We start from the raw sequence: 18,815 nt of genomic DNA on the forward strand, positions 1-18,815 counted from the left end.
AAGAAATATGGGGGAATAAGCCATGAAAATAAAACTTGCCCATCCTTTTACAAGCCTAAGGAAATCATATTTTCGATGGAGGTATTGGCATTGCATTTATAAAAATATGGTGATGTATACGGAGAAGGAAACTGAAAAACGAAAAAAAGAGGAGCTAATACCCTACATAAATAAACCAGGTATTGCTTTTTCTTTTGATGATAGTTATCGCGTGAAGGACTGGACCGTATTTGGAAAAGAATTATTTGGTTATTACGATGTGAAGGTAACGTTTAATATAAATGGTATTCACCCATTTGAGGAAAGAAGAAAGCATACGCAAAATGAAATAGATATGTTGATAGAATTGCAATCCAACGGTCATGAAATCGCCCACCACGGATTTAATCATAGAAAAGCAACAACTTATTCTCGGGAATTTGGAATTGATAAATGGCTGGAAGATGAAGTCGAATCATTATTCCATTGGATGAAAGATCAGATGCATTCTACAACAAAAGAAAGATTCAGGAAGCCCGTTACTTTTGCCTTTCCAAATTTTATGTACGCCAAAAAACACGTAAATGCTCTTGTTCCTTCCTATTTTAAACTAGTAAGGGGACATTTGGAAAATGACAATCTATGTAATTTTAACAGTTCTGGATTAACGCCATCTATTAGTTTAGACGGTTACTATTCCTGTAACCTTTTTTATTTGAAAAAAATAATGAAATTCGCGAAAAAATCAGGGAAAAATATCATGTTTACTTGTCATTCTATTCTTCCCGAAGAGGTGAAATGGGATAAATTTGGATGGGGAGAAACAGCAGCAAAATCAGGGAAATGGCGAATATCTCCCCGTGTTCTCAAGACCATAATAAAGGAAGCCAAAAAAAATGACTTAGAGTTTTATACAGCATCTGAAATCGCCGGGATCGCCAATTTTATTGATGTAAATTTTGAAAAAGCAGTGCGGGAGTTACTGCCTGATCCAAATAAAAAGTGGATCGAAATATCGGAACTATTGGAGATTAAGAAGCTGAATTTATTTGATAAAAATATTTCAAACCTGGATGGGGTTCAATATTTCCTGAATCTAGAGGAAATTAATATAGAAAAAAATCAAATTAGTGACTTAAGATTGTTAATGCAATTGCCAAAACTAAAAAAAATAATGACGGTTCAGAATGTGGGTACAAGTAAAAAGCTGCAAAAAAGAAACCTGGGACTGCTAAGTCAGCTTTTATTTTTAGTCCTTATCAGACTGGTTTGTATTTGGGAATATTCATTATAAAAATGGCTGTGTTAAGTGATATTGTTGTTTTTTAGCTTATTCCTTTCTTTTCTGTAAAATAAGCTAAAAAACGAGCAGTTATTAACATTGAAATTTAACACAACTTAAACAATAAAGAAGGAGAAGATATTGATGGGCCCGCATGCTAAGACTAAGACTGCGTACATTTTAGCTATTCATAAGAATCCAGAGCAAGTAAATAAGTTCATTATGCAAATGGTGTCTGAAAATCAGGGGGATGTCTATATTCATATAGATAAAAAAAGTTTTGATGAAATAAAGGATCGAATTATTAAACATCCTAATGTATTCATTTTAAGAAAGAGTATTGAGGTGATTTGGGGAGATATTACACAGGTAGATGCAACGCTTTTATTAATGAAGGAAGTTATGAAGAAGGGAATTCCCTATAATCAGATATGCTTTAGAAGCGGTCAGGATTTACTAGTTAAAAATGGATTTAGTGAGTTTTTATTTCAAAATAGCGATAAGATTTTTATGAATGCATATCCTGTTGATAAAAAAGAACCGCACGCTGCTTTTGCGAATGTTAAATGGCCAAGATTTGCAAGAAAACTGTATATTAACCCGCTTCATCCAAAGCGTTTATTTAGAAGGTCAATTATGGTGCTGTATGGCTATGGGGTTAATTTATTGCCGAATAGGTACATATTACCAAAGGTGTTTGAGCTTTTTAATGGTTCCAACTGGTTTTGTATGCCTTTGGAGGCAGTGAAATATATTATTGAATTTATAGAGAAAAACGACTGGTATTACAAGGCTTTTATCGATAGCTTGTGTCCAGATGAATTCTTTTTTCAAACGCTTATTATGAATTCACACTTTAAGTCCCAGGTAGTGAATGATAATTTAATGTATATTCAGTTTGGCGTTTCATTAAAATCAAGGAATAATCCAGTTACCTTAAGGATGGAACATATTAGTACGATCCAAAGCTCCAATCAGTTTTTTGCCAGAAAATTTGACCAGCAGGTTGATAGTCCGGTCATTGAGTTTTTCTCAGAAAAAGTCAAAGTTTGAAATAGTCTTATTTTAATAGCCTGAGAACGGCAAATAAAAGTATAGTCTGATTGAAAATGGCATAACGGCTGGAAAGATTGCCGCATTCATCGACATTCTGAAAAAAGAGTTTATTAATTTTTTAGGGCCCTGTTTTACGTTGGAATATTGATTTTGCCTCCATAGTTTTTTGAGAGTAAGGGGTTCCCGCTAAAAAAAGCCGCCTCCATAAACTCAAGAGATTAGAGTGGAAGTCATCTGTAATAAGAACAGCGCATTCAACTAAAAAGGTGGGAGAGGTAGTATAAAAATGCGATATGATCAATTGGACTCAGTTCGCGGTATAGCTGCAATACTAGTCTTTTTTAACCATATTTCCATGGTGACTGTTACACCGCTTATAGCTTTATTTTTTTCTTTTTATTTTCCCCTCAATATGCTGTTCCAGGGAGATGCCGCTATCAATGTATTCTTTATTTTAAGTGGATTCGTTCTTTTTTTGCCTTATACATATGGAGATGCTCCTCCTTATGGAATATACTTAGTCAAAAGATTTTTCAGAGTATATTTGCCTTATTTACTTGCTATAGTGATTTCTATGATTCTATATGTTTGTTTTTCTAAAGGAGGAATTCCGCAATTAAGCAGCTGGTTTAACGCGATGTGGACACATCCTTTAACCCTGCACAATTTTTTTGAACATATCATACTGATTGGCAACTTTAATTCGGATTTGTTTAATAATGCTATTTGGTACTTGGTACAAGATATGAGAATATCAATTGTATATCCTTTCATCGCAATTATAATTTTTCGTTATAATTGGAAGCTCGTCTTTTTTATAGGCTTTTCTCTGTCTATAATAAGCGGGCTGAATAACTTGTTTCATTGGGAAAAAAGCTTTGGCTACCATACTACTTTCTTTTTTACCTTGCAGTATATAAATATGGTTATTGTGGGAAGTATAGTCGCAAAACACTTACATGATTTGGAGAAATTTTATCGTGCTTTAACAAAGTATGCGAAAATGATTTTACTGATCATAAGCTTTATCTCTATTAACTACAATCAATTCGCCACCATTCTTTCCAACTATGCAAGGATTTATTATTTTGGAGAAGCAGCGAGTGATTATTCTGTTGCACTGGGTACAGGTATTTTGATTATAATTGCACTATTTTCTCCTACTGCTAAAATGCTATTGCTTTTTAAACCTCTTTGTCATTTAGGAAAAATATCATATAGTCTATACCTGTATCATTTGCCTGTTCTATTTACATTAATTTATAGTTTATACAATCGGCTGCCGCTTTGGCTCATTTTTTCAATTTCTATACCTGTCACTTTATTTATAGCTTATTATGCATGGCTGTTTATTGAAACTCCTTCACTCAAAATGGGCAAAAATGCTGTGATTAAGTTACAGGGAAAGATAAGAAAGAATAGAGTAATAAGAAAAAGAAAGATTAACGATCTGTTTTACTAGGGTAAGTGCAGATTTCTTTCGTTTATTTGCCGGCTTTAATATCTGAGTCATATTGTAATAAAGGTTCTTTTCGTAAACTTTGTTGCTATTTGACACTAAAAACGAGCAAATATTACCATTAAAATTTAACACTAATAAATAAAAAAGTATTTAAAACTAATAGATGATTCGAAAGACTAAAAACCTAAGAAGGTGTTGGAAATGAGATTGGCATTCCTCTCTGATATTCATGGGAATTCGATAGCGCTTGAAGCTGCTTTAGAAGATTTACGCAAAAGAAGGACTGACCATATTTTTGTATTAGGAGACATTTGTTTTCGCGGTCCAAATCCACAAAAATGTTTGCAGCTAGTACAATCTCTTAATGCCACTGTAATTAAAGGGAATGCTGATGAGTGGATTATTCGCGGTATAAAAGAGGGGGAGGTTCCAAATTGTGACTTTGCTATGATGCAGCAAGAGAGAGAATGGGCATGTTCACGCCTGGATGAAGAAAGTATCCATTATCTTAAACACTTGCCTGCTGAAATTGAACAATCCTATGATGGAATGAAACTTCATGCTTTTCACGCTGCACCTGATAATTTATTTGATGTCATTCAATCAAATGAAGAAGAAAAAATCATAAGCACACTGATGAAAAAAGAAGCAGATGTATATGTGTACGGTCATATTCACCGATCATATATAAAATATTTAAACGGCAAATGTGTTGTGAACATTGGAAGTATTGGCTTGCCGTTTGATGGCTTAAATAAAGCATCGTATGCATTACTCGATATAGAAGATGCAGCTGTTCAAGCTTCAATTATCCGTGTCCGTTATGATATTAATAAAGTAATCGAACAATGGGCACAATCAGACTACCCTAATAAAGAAAAAATGATAAACATAGTACAGAATGGCCGGCTATAGAATGCCGGCTTAATTAATGAAAAGCAGAAGTTAATGTGATCATTGTAATCTCCGGGCGGCAATCGAATCTAAAGGGAAGATAGGTGGTTCCAATTCCTCTATTTACATAAAGCAGAAAGTTTGATGAGTTGATAGAATAAAGGCCCTTTACATATTTTTGTGCTCCAGCTGGAGTGAAAAGAGGACCTGCAATTGGCAGCCGGATTTGACCGCCGTGACTGTGTCCAGAAAGCTGTAAGTGGACAGGATGTTTGGAAGCTGTATCAGCTACATCAGGTTCATGAGCTAGTAAAATAGTAAACTGATTTTTAGGGATTCCTTGAAGAGCTTCTGGAATATTGGGATCTCCGCCGAACATATCGTCCACTCCGGCAATGAAAACCGTGCCACCCATCCTTGTAATGGAAGTATGACTATTTTTTAAAAAAATAAAACCGCTGGATGTCAGGCATTTAATTATCTCTCTTTCCTTTCCAATTCTGTAATCGTGGTTTCCTAAAATGGAAATTTTACCTAAGGGTGCAGTCAATTCTTTGAGAAGTGGAATACAATCTTTTAACATATCAATTTTGTCCTCTACTAAATCCCCTGTAAAGCAAATTAAATCAGGTTTAAGCTGATTAACCTTTTCAACCACTGTTTTCAAATGATTGGTGTGGTAAAAATTCCCCATGTGCAAATCGCTGATATGTACAATGCGCATTCCAGAAAAAGCCTTTGGAAGCCCATTAAATGTGATGTGGACTGAAGTGATATCAAGCCAGAATCTTTCTAAAAAAAAGGAGTAGACTGGTAAGGATGCACAGACTGCCATAAAGGCTGCCCCCGCTTTTTTTAAAAAGCTCCTACGGCTTATTGTTTCCAATTCCGTTTGTATGCTCATCGCTATTTCATCAATCCTTTTCCATCTATTATTCATTATTTTCCTTTACTTTTCCACAAGTGAATTCAGGATATTAGATGATTCATTATGGAAATCTGACAATTTTAAGGAAAGGCCTGGCGCATCCGCCAGACCTTTCCCGTGCATACATATAGATTTTTTGTAATAACATTACACAAAAAATAATAATGCATCATTGTTAAATCCTTCTTTGAACATGGTTAAAAAATGATGAAAAGGGTAGATTTTTTAAAAAGTGAATCAATCATTTCTGAATGAGAAAGAGGAGATTTGGAATGAAGGAGCTATTTCCTTTATTAAAAAAGGGGAGCCGTTCAGCTTTTCTGGCATCAGTAGTGAATGCTGCGGTAGCTATAATTAAATTAATTGCGTATTTATATACCGGAAATATTGCCATGTTTGCGGAAACCATGCATAGTCTTGGGGATACAGCCAATCAACTTTTTGTTTTTGTCGGATCGGCTTTAAGTAAAAAGCCGCCCACAAACCGTTTTCCGGATGGATTTGGCCGACTGGTTAATCTTGTTCTTTTAGGTGCCGTTTTAATAGTAGGAATTATGTCATTTGAAACGGTAAAAGAAGGCTTCCAGCATATTTTTCATCCGACACAGTCAGCAGGATTCTATATTAATATCTCAGTGCTGGCTGCAGCTACTTTGCTTGAGTCATTTGTTTTGTCAAAAGCGATGAGAGAAATCATACACGAAGCAGGAGTGGAAACGAAGGGAATGAGGATCTTTATTGAAAGCATCAAGAATATTAAAGTGGCAAAGCCTGCAACCAAGCTGGTCTTTTTAGAGGATACAGTATCAACATCAGGAGGTTTGCTTGCTATTATTTCGATTATTATTTCTCATTTTACGGCTTTTCATCAGGCTGAAGGAATTGCTTCTGCATTAATCGGGTTCATGATGTTTGTCGTGGTGGGGAAAGTGTTCATGGATAATGCAGCAGGCGTACTGGGGGAATCACATGAGGAGATGGAAGAAAAAATTGGCGGACTTCTGATTGATGATCCTGATGTGAGTGATATTCAAGAGCTCCGTGTTTTTAAGGAAGGGGAAGCTCTTCATGTTGAGCTGGAGATTGAAGTGGATCCTAAACTAACAATAGAGGAAGCAGATGACATACGGGATCGCCTGGAAGATAAAATCATGAAGGAGCGCAGTGTCACAGATGTTATCATTGAATTCGATGAGGATGACGGTGTACAGAAATGGAAAGTGGATAAAGCAGATAAAACACAAAAAACATTGACTGCTGCAAAAAAATAATAAAATGGAATTTTTTTCACTTGCATTCTGGGGTATCGGGTAGTAATATTAATCTACAAGCTGCGTTGTACGTATTGATAATAAAGTTTTAACCTTTAAGCTGTAATAGGGAGTTTTACATCGAAACCGGAATGTTAGGCCTCTGTCTATCAGACATGGAGGTAAACAAGAACGTTTCTGCGAACACCCACTTTGAGGAGTGGTGGTTTAAAACTTTCTTACTGTTCATACGGCAACATGCAGCCTTACATAACTAATTAAAATGTCTTATCCAAAAGGGATAAGACATTTTTTTATGTGGTTTTTTCTTGTTTTTTTCATCTATATTTGTTGAACTTAAAAATATAAATATTTCTGGTTTCTGCTCTGTTAATTGGAGCGAATAAACGAGACTCCAACAAGACTTACAGGCAAAGGGAGACTCAACAGGCGCGTTTAGTGCCTGAAACAGAAATCAATAGCCAATTTATAAGAAAACTCTAAGTTCAATCATTATAGTGAAGTCTACAGCTATCTTTTTGGACGGAGTATGAAGATAGTGTATGGCGTAAAAATAAGAAGCTCCATAAAATTGAAGAATAAATCTTTAAGGCTTAAAGCTGATCTTCTTCATCTCTTAATACAAATCAAGCGGTTAATTATTCCATTTTTAGAAACAAAGTTTGAGCAGGCAGATAAACGGATAAAAAAGAGTATTCCACTTACAAAGGAGAATGATGGCGATGACTGAAACCAATCAAAATGTGAATGCTGAAGAAAAAGTAGATAACAAATTAAATGACCTTGGACAAGACCAAAAAGACCAAATTTTATCAAGCTTTGATTCCTTCAAGGATTATCTAGGAAAAAAAGTCGAAGCTGGACAAAGATTGGGCATGGATGAAGAAAAGCTTGCGCAAACAGCTCAAAAAGTTGCCAATTTCCTGGCTGAGCATGAAGAACCGCGCAATAGGGAAGAAAAGCTGCTTCAAGAACTATGGAAATCAGGAACAGAAGAGGAGCAGCATAAGCTTTCCCATATGTTAGTTAAGATGGTTCAATAAACTATTGAGCAACAGTGAAGGCGGGGAAAAGATCTTTCCTGTCCTTTACTGTTTGCTTCGAATGTCTATCAATTGTGAACCCTTATAATAAATGTAAACTTTTTGGCCAATCCGATAATCCAAATAATCCTCACACTTTAATGTGAAAATTTTTCCGTTGCTAAACTCCATCCCGCACGCTTCTTTTTCCCCTTTAATGATTGTAAGCTTAATCTCTTTTCCTGATATAACCCCCCTAGCTGCGCCATTCGTATGCTGGGAATAATATTTTTCTGTAATCGTTACATAATGGTAGTTATTTTTTGAATAATGGAGTTTAAATAGCAGGAAAACAAGTAAGAACACTAGGCAAATAAGTACAACTGCTTTAACAATAATCGTTTTCATACAATGCCCCTTTATTCACTCATTCTATTTTGACAATATGAATGAACAGGCAGAAATATTCCTTCAGAAATCCTTTCTTTAATTTTGTTAAAAGCGAGCACCTGAATCTGAAATCAATAGCAAGAACAGAGCCTGAATTTAAAGAAAAGATTAAGAAGTTGTAAATAATATTTAAAAAGACAGATAATAATTTCTAATTTGATAAAATAAGGTATCGATAAGTTTTATTTGTAAGGAGGACTAATTTCAGCTTTGCCTTTTCAAGTATGATACTTATCTAAAAAAGAGGCAGTTGAAAAAGGATGGTTTAGGACAAAGGAGATTCAAAATATCCTATAATGAGTGAAATCATTCAAAGGACGTGACAGCATGACACTTATTTTTGCCCACCGCGGGTCATCAGGGACTTTTCCCGAAAATACGATGGATGCTTTTTTCGCTGCAGAAAAAAGCAGGGCTGATGGCATTGAGCTGGATGTACAGCTGACAAAGGATGGAGAGGTAGTCGTCATTCATGATGAAACGGTCGATCGAACGACGAATGGCAAAGGGTTTGTAAAGGATTATTCCTTTAGTGAATTAAAAAAGCTGAATGCCCATTCTTTATTTACTTCTATAGAACATACGGAGATCCCGTCTCTTAGGGAGGTATTCGAATGGATGAGCGGAAACCGCCTTTTATGCAATGTGGAACTAAAAACAGGCATTATCGCTTATCCCATGCTGGAGGAAAAAGTCATTCAATTAATTCATGAATATGGTTTTCAGGATCGCATTATAATCTCTTCTTTTAACCATTATTCCATTATACATAGCTATCGTCTTGATCCTGAGATAGAAATTGCACCATTATATTCAAATGGCTTGTATATGCCATGGGTATATGCAAAGTCCTTGCACGCTAAAGGGATTCATCCCCATATAAGAATAACTCCGGATTCAATCATTATTGCCGCGATGAAGGAAGGGATTGCCGTACGCCCCTATACCATAAATAAAGAAGAAATGATGAAGAGGCTTTTTTCAGTTGGATGCTCTGCGTTAATAACAGACTTTCCTGAAAAAGCCTATGAGCTTAGAATCAGAATTTAGACGATATGATATCCATACAGGAAAAAGTCCCTTTAATGGGGCTTTTCTGTTTGAACCTAATTCATTGGCGGGTGAATGATTAACAAGCATGATGAATAGACCATCTGAATAAAAAACACACTTTCCGGCTGAAAGTGTGCTTGTGAACATGGAGTGATCTCCTAATTTATATCAGGCGCCCCTTTTAAATCGTTTTTGTACCTTATTTCTCTTTCTGTCCCGATAAAAAATAAATCCCCCTACAAAGAATAAACCGCCTGCAAACAGCAAAAAGCCTGTTAAAAACTGCGTCCACAAATAAATAAATGGAGGCTGCAGGATACCAAACATCATATCCCGCATAAGCTTAATCCCTAATGCTGCACAAAAACCAGGGATGACTAAAATAAGAAGAGCGATTATCCGAATCATCTGAATTCTCCTCACGCAGATAGGTTACCTTCTTTTCCAAAATCATATAGATTCTGGTATTGGTTTGTCAAGAGGCCGCTTTTCCCCTAAAATAAGTATGAAAAGGTTTGCATGGTAAGGGGGAATTATTTTGCAGAGCGTTTTAATCGTGGGCGGGGGCAAGGGCGGGAAGGCTCTTGTGAAAATATTAAAGGAAAGTACGGTCCTGACTATTAAGGCGGTGTTGGATAAAAAAGAAACAGCAGAAGGAATTCTTTTTGCAAAGGAACTGGGCATTGCAACCGGCACCTGTTGGCAGGACTATATAAATGATTCAGTTGATATCATTATAGATGTAACAGGGGATGAGGATGTTTTTCGAGAGATGCTTTCTGCTACTGATAAAAATACGCTGATTATTCCTGGCAGCGTAGCCTATATGGTAGCAAGGCTGATAGAGGAAAAAGAAGAACTGATAAAACAGCTTCAAAATGAAACGTATAAGCATCATTTAATCCTGAATTCGACGGATGAAGGAATGATTGTAATAGATAAGGAAGGGAAGGTCATTTTTCTAAATAAAAGTGCAGAGCGGATGAATGATGTACCTTCCCATGAAGCGGTAGGAAGACCCATTCTTGAAATCATTCCCAACAGTCAGCTTCCAAGAGTCATCCGCACAAAAAAAATAGAATCTCATCAGGAAGTAATCCTCAAAAATGGATTGAAAATCATTGCCACTAGAATGCCGATGATCAATGATAAAGGAGAACTTCTCGGGGCCATTGCGGTTTTTAGGGATATTACGGAAGTAGTAGAGCTGGCCGAAGAAATTACCAACTTAAAAGAAATTCAAACGATGCTTCAAGCTATTATCCAGTCAAGTGATGATGCAATATCGGTTGTCGATGAAAAGGGGAAAGGAATATTAATTAATCCTGCCTATACCAGAATTACTGGAATGACACAGGAAGGTGTAATCGGTCAGCCTGCGACTGCTGATATTTCTGAAGGAGAAAGTGTACACTTAAAAGTTCTCCAAACAAAGAAGCCTGTTCGCGGTGTGAAAATGAGATTAGGGCCGGCAAAAAAAGAAGTAATCGTAAATGTGGCTCCTGTTATTGTAAATGGGAAGTTAAAAGGCAGTGTCGGTGTTGTCCATGATGTATCTGAAATCCAGCGTCTAACAAATGAATTGGACCGGGCAAGGCAGATTATCCGAAAGCTGGAAGCTAAGTATACCTTTGAAGATATTATCAGCGGTTCTTCAGAAATGAACATTGCCGTTGAACAGGCAAAGCTTGCGGCAAGAACCCCTGTTACCATTTTACTGAGGGGGGAATCTGGTACGGGAAAAGAACTTTTTGCGCATGCCATCCATAATGCAAGTGAGAGAAAATACAATGCCTTTATCCGGGTTAATTGTGCAGCAATCTCGGATTCGCTGCTGGAAAGCGAACTGTTTGGTTATGAAGAAGGAGCTTTTACCGGAGCCAAAAGAGGCGGGAAAAAAGGGTTGTTTGAAGAGGCCCATAATGGCAGCATTTTTCTGGATGAAATAGGTGAGCTTAATGCCAATACCCAGGCTAAATTATTAAGAGTGCTACAGGAAAATGAGATTGTCCGGGTTGGAGGGACCAAACCCATTCCGATCAATGTACGAATTATAGCGGCGACCCATGTAAATTTAGAAAAAGGTATAGCAGACGGCACCTTTCGTGAAGACTTATATTATCGGTTGAACAGAATGCCCATCTATATTCCGCCGCTAAATAGAAGAAAGTCGGATATTCCAGCTTTGTGTGAAAGGCTGATTCAAAAAATTAATCAGGATTACGGCAGGAATGTGGAAGGGTTGAAGGCAAGTGCTATTCAAAAGCTGATGGAGTATGAATGGCCGGGCAATGTGCGTGAGCTTGAAAATATATTGGGCAGAGCCATTATTTTTATGAATTTCAGTGAAACATTCATTGATTCAAGACATCTATTCATCATGACGGCTAATCGCCACGGTAGAATCGGAATAGAGGAGCCTCATAATATAATAGAAAATCAGGATCTTGCTTCCATTATGGAAAAACATGAGAAAAAAGTAATTCAACAAGTACTTCGCCATCAAAAAGGAAATAAAACAGCAACTGCCAGGCAGTTAAACATTTCTGTAAGAAATCTTTATTATAAGCTGGAGAAGTTCAATCTTGAAAATAACAGCATGCAATAAATTGCACACTATGCAAAAAAATGCACACTATTTAGTGAGAATTATTACGGAATCCGTACGCCGATGACCAAGGCACTTCCGCTTTTCTTGTTGGCATGATTCTTGCTTTTATTATGGATGAAGCATTTTAAAGTTAGTCTTTTCGAAAATGTAGAAAGTTTTTATATGGATGCGGATAGCTGTATTTATATCTGAATTTATTGGTGCTTCTCTAAATTGGTATTGTTCTAAATGGAAATGAAAACATTAAATAGGGGAGATTTCCTTACGTAAAACGTGCAAGCATAGTAAATCTTATATAAAATACTAAAGGGGAGATAGTCCTTAAGGCAGACGCTTCCATATCCTGTCTTCCGAAATATCTGTGCTTATAGTAAAATCATTTACACACAGATAAATTGTAACACCGCAACTTTAGACTATTAAGGGGGATCAACAAATGAAAATTTTTGAATACATGGGTAAATACGATTATGAACAATTGCTTTTTTGCCAGGACGAACAGTCAGGATTAAAAGCCATTATCGCTATCCACGATACAACTCTTGGACCAGCGCTTGGCGGAACAAGAATGTGGACTTACGCTTCTGAAGATGCAGCCATTGAGGATGCTCTTCGTCTGGCTAAAGGCATGACATATAAAAATGCAGCAGCTGGCCTTAACCTTGGCGGCGGGAAAACGGTTATTATCGGAGATCCGCGCAAGGATAAAAATGAAGAAATGTTCCGTGCTTTTGGCCGCTTTATTCAAGGGCTGAACGGCCGTTACATAACAGCTGAGGATGTAGGTACAACGGTTGAAGACATGGATTTAATCCATGAAGAAACAAACTTTGTAACCGGTATTTCTCCGGCATTCGGCTCATCAGGAAACCCATCTCCAGTAACAGCTTATGGATGCTATGTGGGGATGAAGGCAGCAGCGAAAGAAGCCTTCGGAACAGACTCTCTTGAAGGAATTACCGTAGCAGTACAGGGAGTGGGAAATGTTGCATATGCAATGTGCCGTTATCTTCATGAAGAAGGGGCACAATTGATTGTAACGGATATCAACAAGGAAGCAGTTCAAAGAGCAGTTGAAGAATTCGGTGCAAAAGCCGTAGATCCGGATGAAATTTATGGAGTAGACTGTGACATTTTTGCTCCTTGTGCTCTTGGTGCCATTATTAATGATGAAACCATTCCGCAACTAAAAGCTAAAGTGATTGCAGGATCTGCAAATAACCAATTAAAAGAAACACGTCACGGCGACCAAATCCATGAAATGGGTATTGTCTACGCACCTGATTATGTTATTAACGCAGGCGGTGTTATTAATGTCGCGGACGAGCTGTATGGCTATAACCGTGACCGCGCTATGAAGAAAGTTGAACAAATTTATAACAGCATAGAAAAGATTATCGGCATTTCCAAACGCGACGGTATTCCAACTTATGTGGCTGCAGACCGCATGGCTGAAGAAAGAATAGCGAAGGTTTCAAAATCTAGAAGCCAGTTTTTATTAAACAGCAAGCATACTCTTTCTAATAGAATTTAATGCTGCATTAGGGCGCTTTGCTTCTAAATGAGTCTTACTCATATGCATGGAAGAGGCTTATTGACCGCTCATGCGTAGAAGCTAAGCGCCCTCTTTTTAAATTGTGAAGGCTCTTTTTGTAAACTTTGTTGCCATATGCACAAATAACCAAGTAAAACAAAAGGTTCAGCCTGTATACTTTTGAAAAGTGGACGAAAAGATGTCACGATGACTAACTAAATACGGGTTTAGATATCTGTACGAAAAAACAACAATCTTTGAGAAAACAGCCATTGTAAATGTGCTAAGGATAAATACATAGAGCTTTAGGATGCTCCTTTAAAAGACATTTAAGCAAAATAAGAATTGTAAAACCTATTTGAAAAGGAGGAAACAAATTGGCAACCGAATATGATTTAGTCATTTTGGGCGGTGGTACCGGCGGTTATGTAGCAGCCATTCGTGCATCTCAGCTTGGATTAAAAACGGCCATCGTTGAAAAAGGAAAGCTTGGCGGAACATGCCTTCACCGCGGCTGTATTCCGAGTAAAGCCCTGCTTAGAAGCGCTGAAGTGTTTGCAACCTCTAAACGCGGCGAGGAATACGGGGTAATCGCATCTGATGTCACTCTTAACTTTGAACGTGTGCAGGAAAGAAAACAAGGTATTGTTGATCAGCTTCACAGAGGGGTCCAGCATTTAATGAAGCAAGGGAAAATTGATGTCTATGAGGGCTTTGGAAGAATTCTGGGGCCATCTATTTTTTCTCCTATGCCTGGAACCATTTCAGTGGAGTTCGAGTCAGGGGAAGAAAACGAAATGCTCATTCCAAAGAATGTGATCATCGCCACTGGCTCAAGACCGAGATCGTTGCCTGGAATGGAGTTTGACGGGGAATTTGTTCTTTCTTCTGATGATGCACTTTCCATGAAGGAGCTGCCGAATTCCATTATCATTGTTGGCGGAGGTGTAATTGGTATTGAGTGGGCCTCTATGCTTTCTGATTTTGGGGTTAATGTAACGGTTGTAGAGTATGCAGATCGAATTGTTCCTACTGAAGACAAAGATATTTCAAAAGAAATGCAGCGTCTTCTTAAAAAGAAGGGCGTAACGATTGTAACAAATGCCAAAGTTCTCTCTGAAACGCTGAATATTGAGAATGGCACAGTATCCATTAGCGCTGAAGTAAAGGGAGAACAAAGAATCTTTACAGCTGACAAACTGCTTGTTTCTGTAGGAAGAATGGCCAATACAGAAAACATCGGCCTGCAAAACACAGACATTGTGGTCGATAGAGGGGTCATTCAGGTCAACCCTTACTATCAAACAAAAGAATCTCACATTTATGCGATTGGGGATGTTATTGGGGGCCTTCAATTAGCCCATGTAGCTTCTCATGAGGGAATTATGGCTGTTGAGCACATAGCTGGAAAAAATCCTGAAACGATCGATTATTTTATGATATCAAAATGTATTTACAGCAATCCGGAGATGGCAAGCGTTGGTTATACAGAGGAAGAAGCTTTAGCTCGGGGCTTAAATCTTAAAGTGGGAAAATTTCCATTTAAGGCAATTGGAAAAGCACTTGTCCATGGTGAATCAGATGGGTTTGTTAAAATCATTGCTGATAAGGACACGGATGATATCCTTGGAGTTCACATGATAGGTCCACATGTTACGGATATGATTTCCGAAGCAGGACTTGCAAGAGTGCTGGACGCAACTCCATGGGAAGTCGCTCATACAATTCACCCTCATCCGACATTAAGTGAGGCAATTGGGGAAGCGGCATTGGCTGTTGACGGCAAAGCAATTCATGCATGATTATTATGTAAAATGCTAATTGGATGATGACGATAAATTTACTATTTGGAGGTAAAAAAATGGTTGAGAATCGCCATAAAGCTTTAGGTTTAAGCGATGAACAAGTAATTCAAATGTATGAAACCATGTTGATGGCCCGCCGTATTGATGAAAGAATGTGGCTGTTGAACCGCTCTGGGAAAATTCCATTTGTTATTTCCTGCCAGGGACAAGAAGCAGCACAGGTTGGAGCAGCCTTTGGGCTTGACCGAGAAAAAGACTATGCCCTCCCTTACTATCGTGATCTGGGAGTGGTTTTAGCATTCGGTATGACTCCACAGGAATTAATGCTCTCAGGATTTGCTAAAGCTGAAGATCCAAACTCCGGAGGACGCCAGATGCCAGGCCACTTTGGCCAGAAAAAGAACCGCATTGTAACAGGGTCATCTCCGGTTACGACCCAGGTTCCTCATGCTGTAGGGATTGCGCTTGCAGGCAAAATGGAGAAGAAGGATCTTGTTACCTTTGTTACTTTTGGAGAAGGATCTTCCAATCAGGGAGACTTCCATGAAGGAGCGAACTTTGCAGGTGTCCACAAACTTCCTGTTATTTTTATGTGTGAAAATAATAAATATGCCATTTCCGTACCGATTGAAAAGCAGCTTGCGTGTGAAAAGGTATCGGACCGTGCGATTGGTTATGGAATGCCTGGCGTAACGGTAGACGGCAATGATCCGTTAGAGGTATATAAAGCGGTTAAAGAAGCAGCAGACCGCGGACGCCGAGGTGAAGGCCCGACATTAATTGAAGCTGTTTCTTATCGTCTAACTGCCCATTCTTCTGACGACGATGACCGTACGTACCGTTCACCTGATGAAGTAGCAGAAGCCAAAACAAAGGATTCGATCATTACGTTCGGCGCTTATTTAAAGGAAGTGGGCGTAATGGATGACCAGCTTGAAAAAGAAATCAACGACAGGGTCATGAAGGAAGTTAACGAAGCAACAGATTATGCGGAAAATGCTCCATATGCAGATGCAGAGCATGCGTTAAAATATGTGTACGCTGAGAAGTAAGGGGGAAAAAGCATGCCAGTAATATCTTATATTGATGCAGTAACATTGGCCATCCGCGAAGAAATGGAACGCGATTCTAAAGTATTTGTGTTAGGTGAAGATGTTGGGAAAAAAGGCGGAGTTTTTAAAGCGACTCATGGCCTGTATGAACAATTTGGAGAAGAGAGAGTCATTGATACACCGCTGGCGGAGTCTGCGATTGCCGGAGTGGGAATCGGAGCTGCCATGTATGGCTTAAGGCCGATTGCTGAAATGCAATTTGCTGATTTTATTATGCCTGCTGTAAACCAGATTATTTCAGAAGCTTCACGTATCCGTTACCGGTCGAACAATGACTGGAGCTGCCCGATTGTCATTCGTGCGCCTTATGGCGGCGGTGTCCATGGCGCCCTTTATCATTCACAATCCGTTGAAGCCGTGTTTGCCAACCAGCCAGGCCTGAAAATTGTCATGCCTTCTACTCCTTATGATGTGAAGGGCTTGTTAAAGGCAGCCATTCGTGACGAAGATCCCGTGTTGTTCTTTGAGCATAAAAGAGCGTATCGCTTAATCAAGGGAGAAGTGCCTGAGGATGACTATGTATTGCCAATTGGCAAGGCGGATGTTAAACGAAAAGGCGATGATGTAACGGTTATTACATATGGCTTATGTGTCCATTTTGCACTTCAGGCAGCCGAAAGATTGGCCCAGGATGGAATTGAGACGCATATTCTTGACCTTCGTACAGTATATCCGCTTGACAAGGAAGCCATCATGGAAGCTGCATCGAAAACAGGAAAAGTCCTGCTTTTAACAGAAGACAATAAAGAAGGAAGCATCATGGGAGAAGTAGCTGCCATTATTGCTGAAAACTGTTTTTTTGACATGGATGCACCGATAATGCGCCTAGCCGGTCCTGATATCCCTGCTATGCCTTATGCACCGACAATGGAGAAGTACTTTATGGTAAACCCTGACAAAGTCGAAAAAGCTATTCGTGAGCTTGCTGAATTTTAAGTATAGGCAAGAATTAGAGGATTGATGATCGGATAAGGATGGTTTAAGGAGGAATCAATAGTGGCAATTGAAAAGATTACTATGCCTCAATTGGGTGAAAGTGTAACAGAGGGAACGATCAGCAAATGGCTGGTGTCCCCTGGAGATAAAGTAAATAAATATGATCCGCTCGCAGAAGTCATGACTGATAAAGTAAATGCGGAAGTACCATCTTCTTTTTCGGGCGTGATAAAAGAACTGATTGCTGAAGAAGGAGACACTTTGGCGGTGGGGGAAGTAATTTGCTCGATTGAAGTGGAAGGAAGCGAGCCTGCGGGCACAACTGCACATGAAGAAACCAAGGCTGCAGCATCACCTGCTCCTGCTCCGGCAGCAAGCAGTGCTCAGGCTGGGATTCAAGAAGCTGCTAATCCAGCTCCTCCTTCTGAACAACAGGGCAAGGTACGTTATTCCCCTGCTGTACTGAAACTTTCCCAAGAGCACAATATCGATCTTCAACAGGTGAAAGGTTCAGGCAGAGAAGGTCGCATTACACGTAAAGACTTATTAAAAATAATTGAAACGGGAGCTATTCCGGCACCTGCTGCGCATACAGAAGAAAAGCCGTCTGTGCCTGCTGCAGAACCTGCAGAATCTTCTGCAGCTGCTTCTCAGCCAAAAGCAGCACCGTCTGCACCTGCTCCGGTCGTTCCGACGATGCCTGGCGATATCGAAATTCCCGTTACGGGCGTGAGAAAAGCCATTGCAGCCAATATGCTAAAAAGCAAACATGAAGCTCCGCATGCATGGATGATGATGGAAGTAGATGTCACCAATTTGGTTTCCTATCGTGATAGTCTTAAAAACGAATTCAAGCAAAAAGAAGGATTTAATCTTACCTATTTTGCGTTCTTCGTGAAAGCTGTCGCCCAAGCCTTAAAGGAATTCCCGCAGATTAATTCCATGTGGGCAGGCGATAAAATCATCCAGAAGAAAGAAATTAACCTTTCCATTGCTGTAGCAACAGATGATGCCTTGTTCGTTCCCGTTATTAAAAATGCGGATGAAAAAACGATTAAGGGCATTGGCAGGGAAATTACAGAGCTGGCCCAAAAAGTCCGCACTGGAAAATTAAAAGCCGATGAAATGCAAGGCGGTACGTTTACAGTCAATAACACAGGTTCTTTTGGCTCTGTGCAATCCATGGGAATCATCAATCATCCTCAGGCGGCAATTCTGCAAATTGAATCTATTGTTAAACGCCCTGTGGTGATGAATAATGGCATGATTGCTGTTCGTGATATGGTCAACCTCTGTATGTCTCTTGACCATCGCATATTGGACGGCTTAATTTGCGGCAAGTTCCTTAAGCGAGTGAAAGAAATTCTTGAAGCAACATCTAAAGAAACAACATCCATTTATTAATCTCAAATAGCCTGGT

General features: G+C 38.8%; 16 protein-coding genes and 1 other RNA gene. 14 read left to right on the forward strand and 3 right to left on the reverse strand.

Annotated elements, in window-relative coordinates; all coding sequences use genetic code 11:
- Positions 1–22 precede the first annotated feature (22 nt).
- The 4 genes from A5N88_RS01925 to A5N88_RS01940 all read left to right on the forward strand — a co-directional run bounded on the left by A5N88_RS01925 (position 23) and on the right by A5N88_RS01940 (position 4,694).
- A complete protein-coding gene (locus tag A5N88_RS01925; protein ID WP_066262361.1) occupies positions 23–1,273 on the forward strand; it encodes a polysaccharide deacetylase family protein in 1,251 nt (416 codons plus the stop codon).
- Positions 1,274–1,405: 132 nt separating this feature from the next.
- Positions 1,406–2,314 carry a beta-1,6-N-acetylglucosaminyltransferase gene (locus A5N88_RS01930; protein WP_066262364.1) on the forward strand — a complete coding sequence of 303 codons (909 nt, stop codon included), beginning with the start codon at positions 1,406–1,408 and terminating at the stop codon, positions 2,312–2,314.
- 289 nt (positions 2,315–2,603) lie between these two features.
- The gene (locus A5N88_RS01935; RefSeq protein WP_066262367.1) at positions 2,604–3,779 is read left to right on the forward strand and encodes an acyltransferase family protein; all 1,176 of its coding nucleotides are present in this window, start codon (positions 2,604–2,606) and stop codon (positions 3,777–3,779) included.
- A 201-nt stretch (positions 3,780–3,980) separates the two neighbouring features.
- On the forward strand, positions 3,981–4,694 hold the full coding sequence (locus tag A5N88_RS01940) for a metallophosphoesterase family protein (protein ID WP_066262370.1): 714 nt from the start codon (positions 3,981–3,983) through the stop codon (positions 4,692–4,694).
- A 13-nt stretch (positions 4,695–4,707) separates the two neighbouring features.
- Here A5N88_RS01940 and A5N88_RS01945 read toward each other — a convergent pair whose 3' ends face one another.
- Positions 4,708–5,613: a metallophosphoesterase gene (locus A5N88_RS01945; protein WP_083952978.1), complete on the reverse strand. Its 906-nt coding sequence runs from the start codon at positions 5,611–5,613 to the stop codon at positions 4,708–4,710.
- A gap of 260 nt (positions 5,614–5,873) precedes the next feature.
- Here A5N88_RS01945 and A5N88_RS01950 point away from each other — a divergent pair, with 260 nt between their 5' ends.
- From A5N88_RS01950 to A5N88_RS01965, 3 genes are all read left to right on the forward strand, one after another.
- Positions 5,874–6,872, forward strand: a complete 999-nt coding sequence (locus A5N88_RS01950; protein ID WP_066262371.1) for a cation diffusion facilitator family transporter — start codon at positions 5,874–5,876, stop codon at positions 6,870–6,872.
- Positions 6,873–6,926: 54 nt separating this feature from the next.
- Positions 6,927–7,122, forward strand: a non-coding RNA gene (gene ssrS, locus A5N88_RS01955) — 6S RNA.
- Positions 7,123–7,594: 472 nt separating this feature from the next.
- The gene (locus A5N88_RS01965) at positions 7,595–7,915 is read left to right on the forward strand and encodes a DUF3243 domain-containing protein (protein WP_066262375.1); all 321 of its coding nucleotides are present in this window, start codon (positions 7,595–7,597) and stop codon (positions 7,913–7,915) included.
- A 45-nt stretch (positions 7,916–7,960) separates the two neighbouring features.
- On the opposite strand, the gene A5N88_RS01970 is transcribed toward A5N88_RS01965, so the two are convergent.
- Positions 7,961–8,302 carry a hypothetical protein gene (locus tag A5N88_RS01970; protein ID WP_066262377.1) on the reverse strand — a complete coding sequence of 114 codons (342 nt, stop codon included), beginning with the start codon at positions 8,300–8,302 and terminating at the stop codon, positions 7,961–7,963.
- Positions 8,303–8,671: 369 nt separating this feature from the next.
- Here A5N88_RS01970 and A5N88_RS01975 point away from each other — a divergent pair, with 369 nt between their 5' ends.
- Positions 8,672–9,394 carry a glycerophosphodiester phosphodiesterase gene (locus A5N88_RS01975; RefSeq protein ID WP_066270153.1) on the forward strand — a complete coding sequence of 241 codons (723 nt, stop codon included), beginning with the start codon at positions 8,672–8,674 and terminating at the stop codon, positions 9,392–9,394.
- 171 nt (positions 9,395–9,565) lie between these two features.
- Here the strand turns inward: A5N88_RS01975 and A5N88_RS01980 are convergent, their stop codons facing one another.
- Positions 9,566–9,805, reverse strand: a complete 240-nt coding sequence (locus A5N88_RS01980; protein ID WP_066262379.1) for a DUF2627 domain-containing protein — start codon at positions 9,803–9,805, stop codon at positions 9,566–9,568.
- Positions 9,806–9,935: 130 nt separating this feature from the next.
- Between A5N88_RS01980 and A5N88_RS01985 the strand changes: the two genes are divergently transcribed.
- From A5N88_RS01985 to A5N88_RS02010, 6 genes are all read left to right on the forward strand, one after another.
- Positions 9,936–12,005: a sigma-54 interaction domain-containing protein gene (locus tag A5N88_RS01985; protein ID WP_066262382.1), complete on the forward strand. Its 2,070-nt coding sequence runs from the start codon at positions 9,936–9,938 to the stop codon at positions 12,003–12,005.
- A 439-nt stretch (positions 12,006–12,444) separates the two neighbouring features.
- Positions 12,445–13,542: a branched-chain amino acid dehydrogenase gene (gene bcd / locus A5N88_RS01990; RefSeq protein ID WP_066262383.1), complete on the forward strand. Its 1,098-nt coding sequence runs from the start codon at positions 12,445–12,447 to the stop codon at positions 13,540–13,542.
- Positions 13,543–13,919: 377 nt separating this feature from the next.
- Positions 13,920–15,344: a dihydrolipoyl dehydrogenase gene (gene lpdA, locus A5N88_RS01995; RefSeq protein ID WP_066262385.1), complete on the forward strand. Its 1,425-nt coding sequence runs from the start codon at positions 13,920–13,922 to the stop codon at positions 15,342–15,344.
- Positions 15,345–15,403: 59 nt separating this feature from the next.
- Positions 15,404–16,399 (forward strand): thiamine pyrophosphate-dependent dehydrogenase E1 component subunit alpha, encoded by a 996-nt coding sequence (locus A5N88_RS02000; protein ID WP_066262391.1) that lies wholly within the window; start codon positions 15,404–15,406, stop codon positions 16,397–16,399.
- Between the two features lie 12 nt (positions 16,400–16,411).
- A complete protein-coding gene (locus A5N88_RS02005; RefSeq protein ID WP_066262393.1) occupies positions 16,412–17,395 on the forward strand; it encodes an alpha-ketoacid dehydrogenase subunit beta in 984 nt (327 codons plus the stop codon).
- Between the two features lie 60 nt (positions 17,396–17,455).
- The gene (locus tag A5N88_RS02010) at positions 17,456–18,799 is read left to right on the forward strand and encodes a dihydrolipoamide acetyltransferase family protein (RefSeq protein ID WP_066262396.1); all 1,344 of its coding nucleotides are present in this window, start codon (positions 17,456–17,458) and stop codon (positions 18,797–18,799) included.
- Positions 18,800–18,815: the final 16 nt, after the last annotated feature.

Origin of the sequence: Heyndrickxia acidicola (genome assembly GCF_001636425.1) — a bacterium.
Taxonomy (GTDB): domain Bacteria; phylum Bacillota; class Bacilli; order Bacillales; family Bacillaceae_C; genus Bacillus_AE; species Bacillus_AE acidicola.

Coding starts and splice junctions, on each gene's coding strand:
- A5N88_RS01965 (WP_066262375.1), top strand. CDS start 7,595: ATGACTGAAACCAATCAAAATGTGAATGCTGAAGAAAAAGTAGATAAC.
- A5N88_RS01970 (WP_066262377.1), bottom strand. CDS start 8,302: ATGAAAACGATTATTGTTAAAGCAGTTGTACTTATTTGCCTAGTGTTC.
- A5N88_RS01945 (WP_083952978.1), bottom strand. CDS start 5,613: ATGAATAATAGATGGAAAAGGATTGATGAAATAGCGATGAGCATACAA.
- A5N88_RS01980 (WP_066262379.1), bottom strand. CDS start 9,805: ATGATTCGGATAATCGCTCTTCTTATTTTAGTCATCCCTGGTTTTTGT.
- A5N88_RS02005 (WP_066262393.1), top strand. CDS start 16,412: ATGCCAGTAATATCTTATATTGATGCAGTAACATTGGCCATCCGCGAA.
- A5N88_RS01940 (WP_066262370.1), top strand. CDS start 3,981: ATGAGATTGGCATTCCTCTCTGATATTCATGGGAATTCGATAGCGCTT.
- bcd (WP_066262383.1), top strand. CDS start 12,445: ATGAAAATTTTTGAATACATGGGTAAATACGATTATGAACAATTGCTT.
- A5N88_RS01935 (WP_066262367.1), top strand. CDS start 2,604: ATGCGATATGATCAATTGGACTCAGTTCGCGGTATAGCTGCAATACTA.
- A5N88_RS02000 (WP_066262391.1), top strand. CDS start 15,404: ATGGTTGAGAATCGCCATAAAGCTTTAGGTTTAAGCGATGAACAAGTA.
- A5N88_RS01950 (WP_066262371.1), top strand. CDS start 5,874: ATGAAGGAGCTATTTCCTTTATTAAAAAAGGGGAGCCGTTCAGCTTTT.
- A5N88_RS01975 (WP_066270153.1), top strand. CDS start 8,672: ATGACACTTATTTTTGCCCACCGCGGGTCATCAGGGACTTTTCCCGAA.
- A5N88_RS01930 (WP_066262364.1), top strand. CDS start 1,406: ATGGGCCCGCATGCTAAGACTAAGACTGCGTACATTTTAGCTATTCAT.
- A5N88_RS01925 (WP_066262361.1), top strand. CDS start 23: ATGAAAATAAAACTTGCCCATCCTTTTACAAGCCTAAGGAAATCATAT.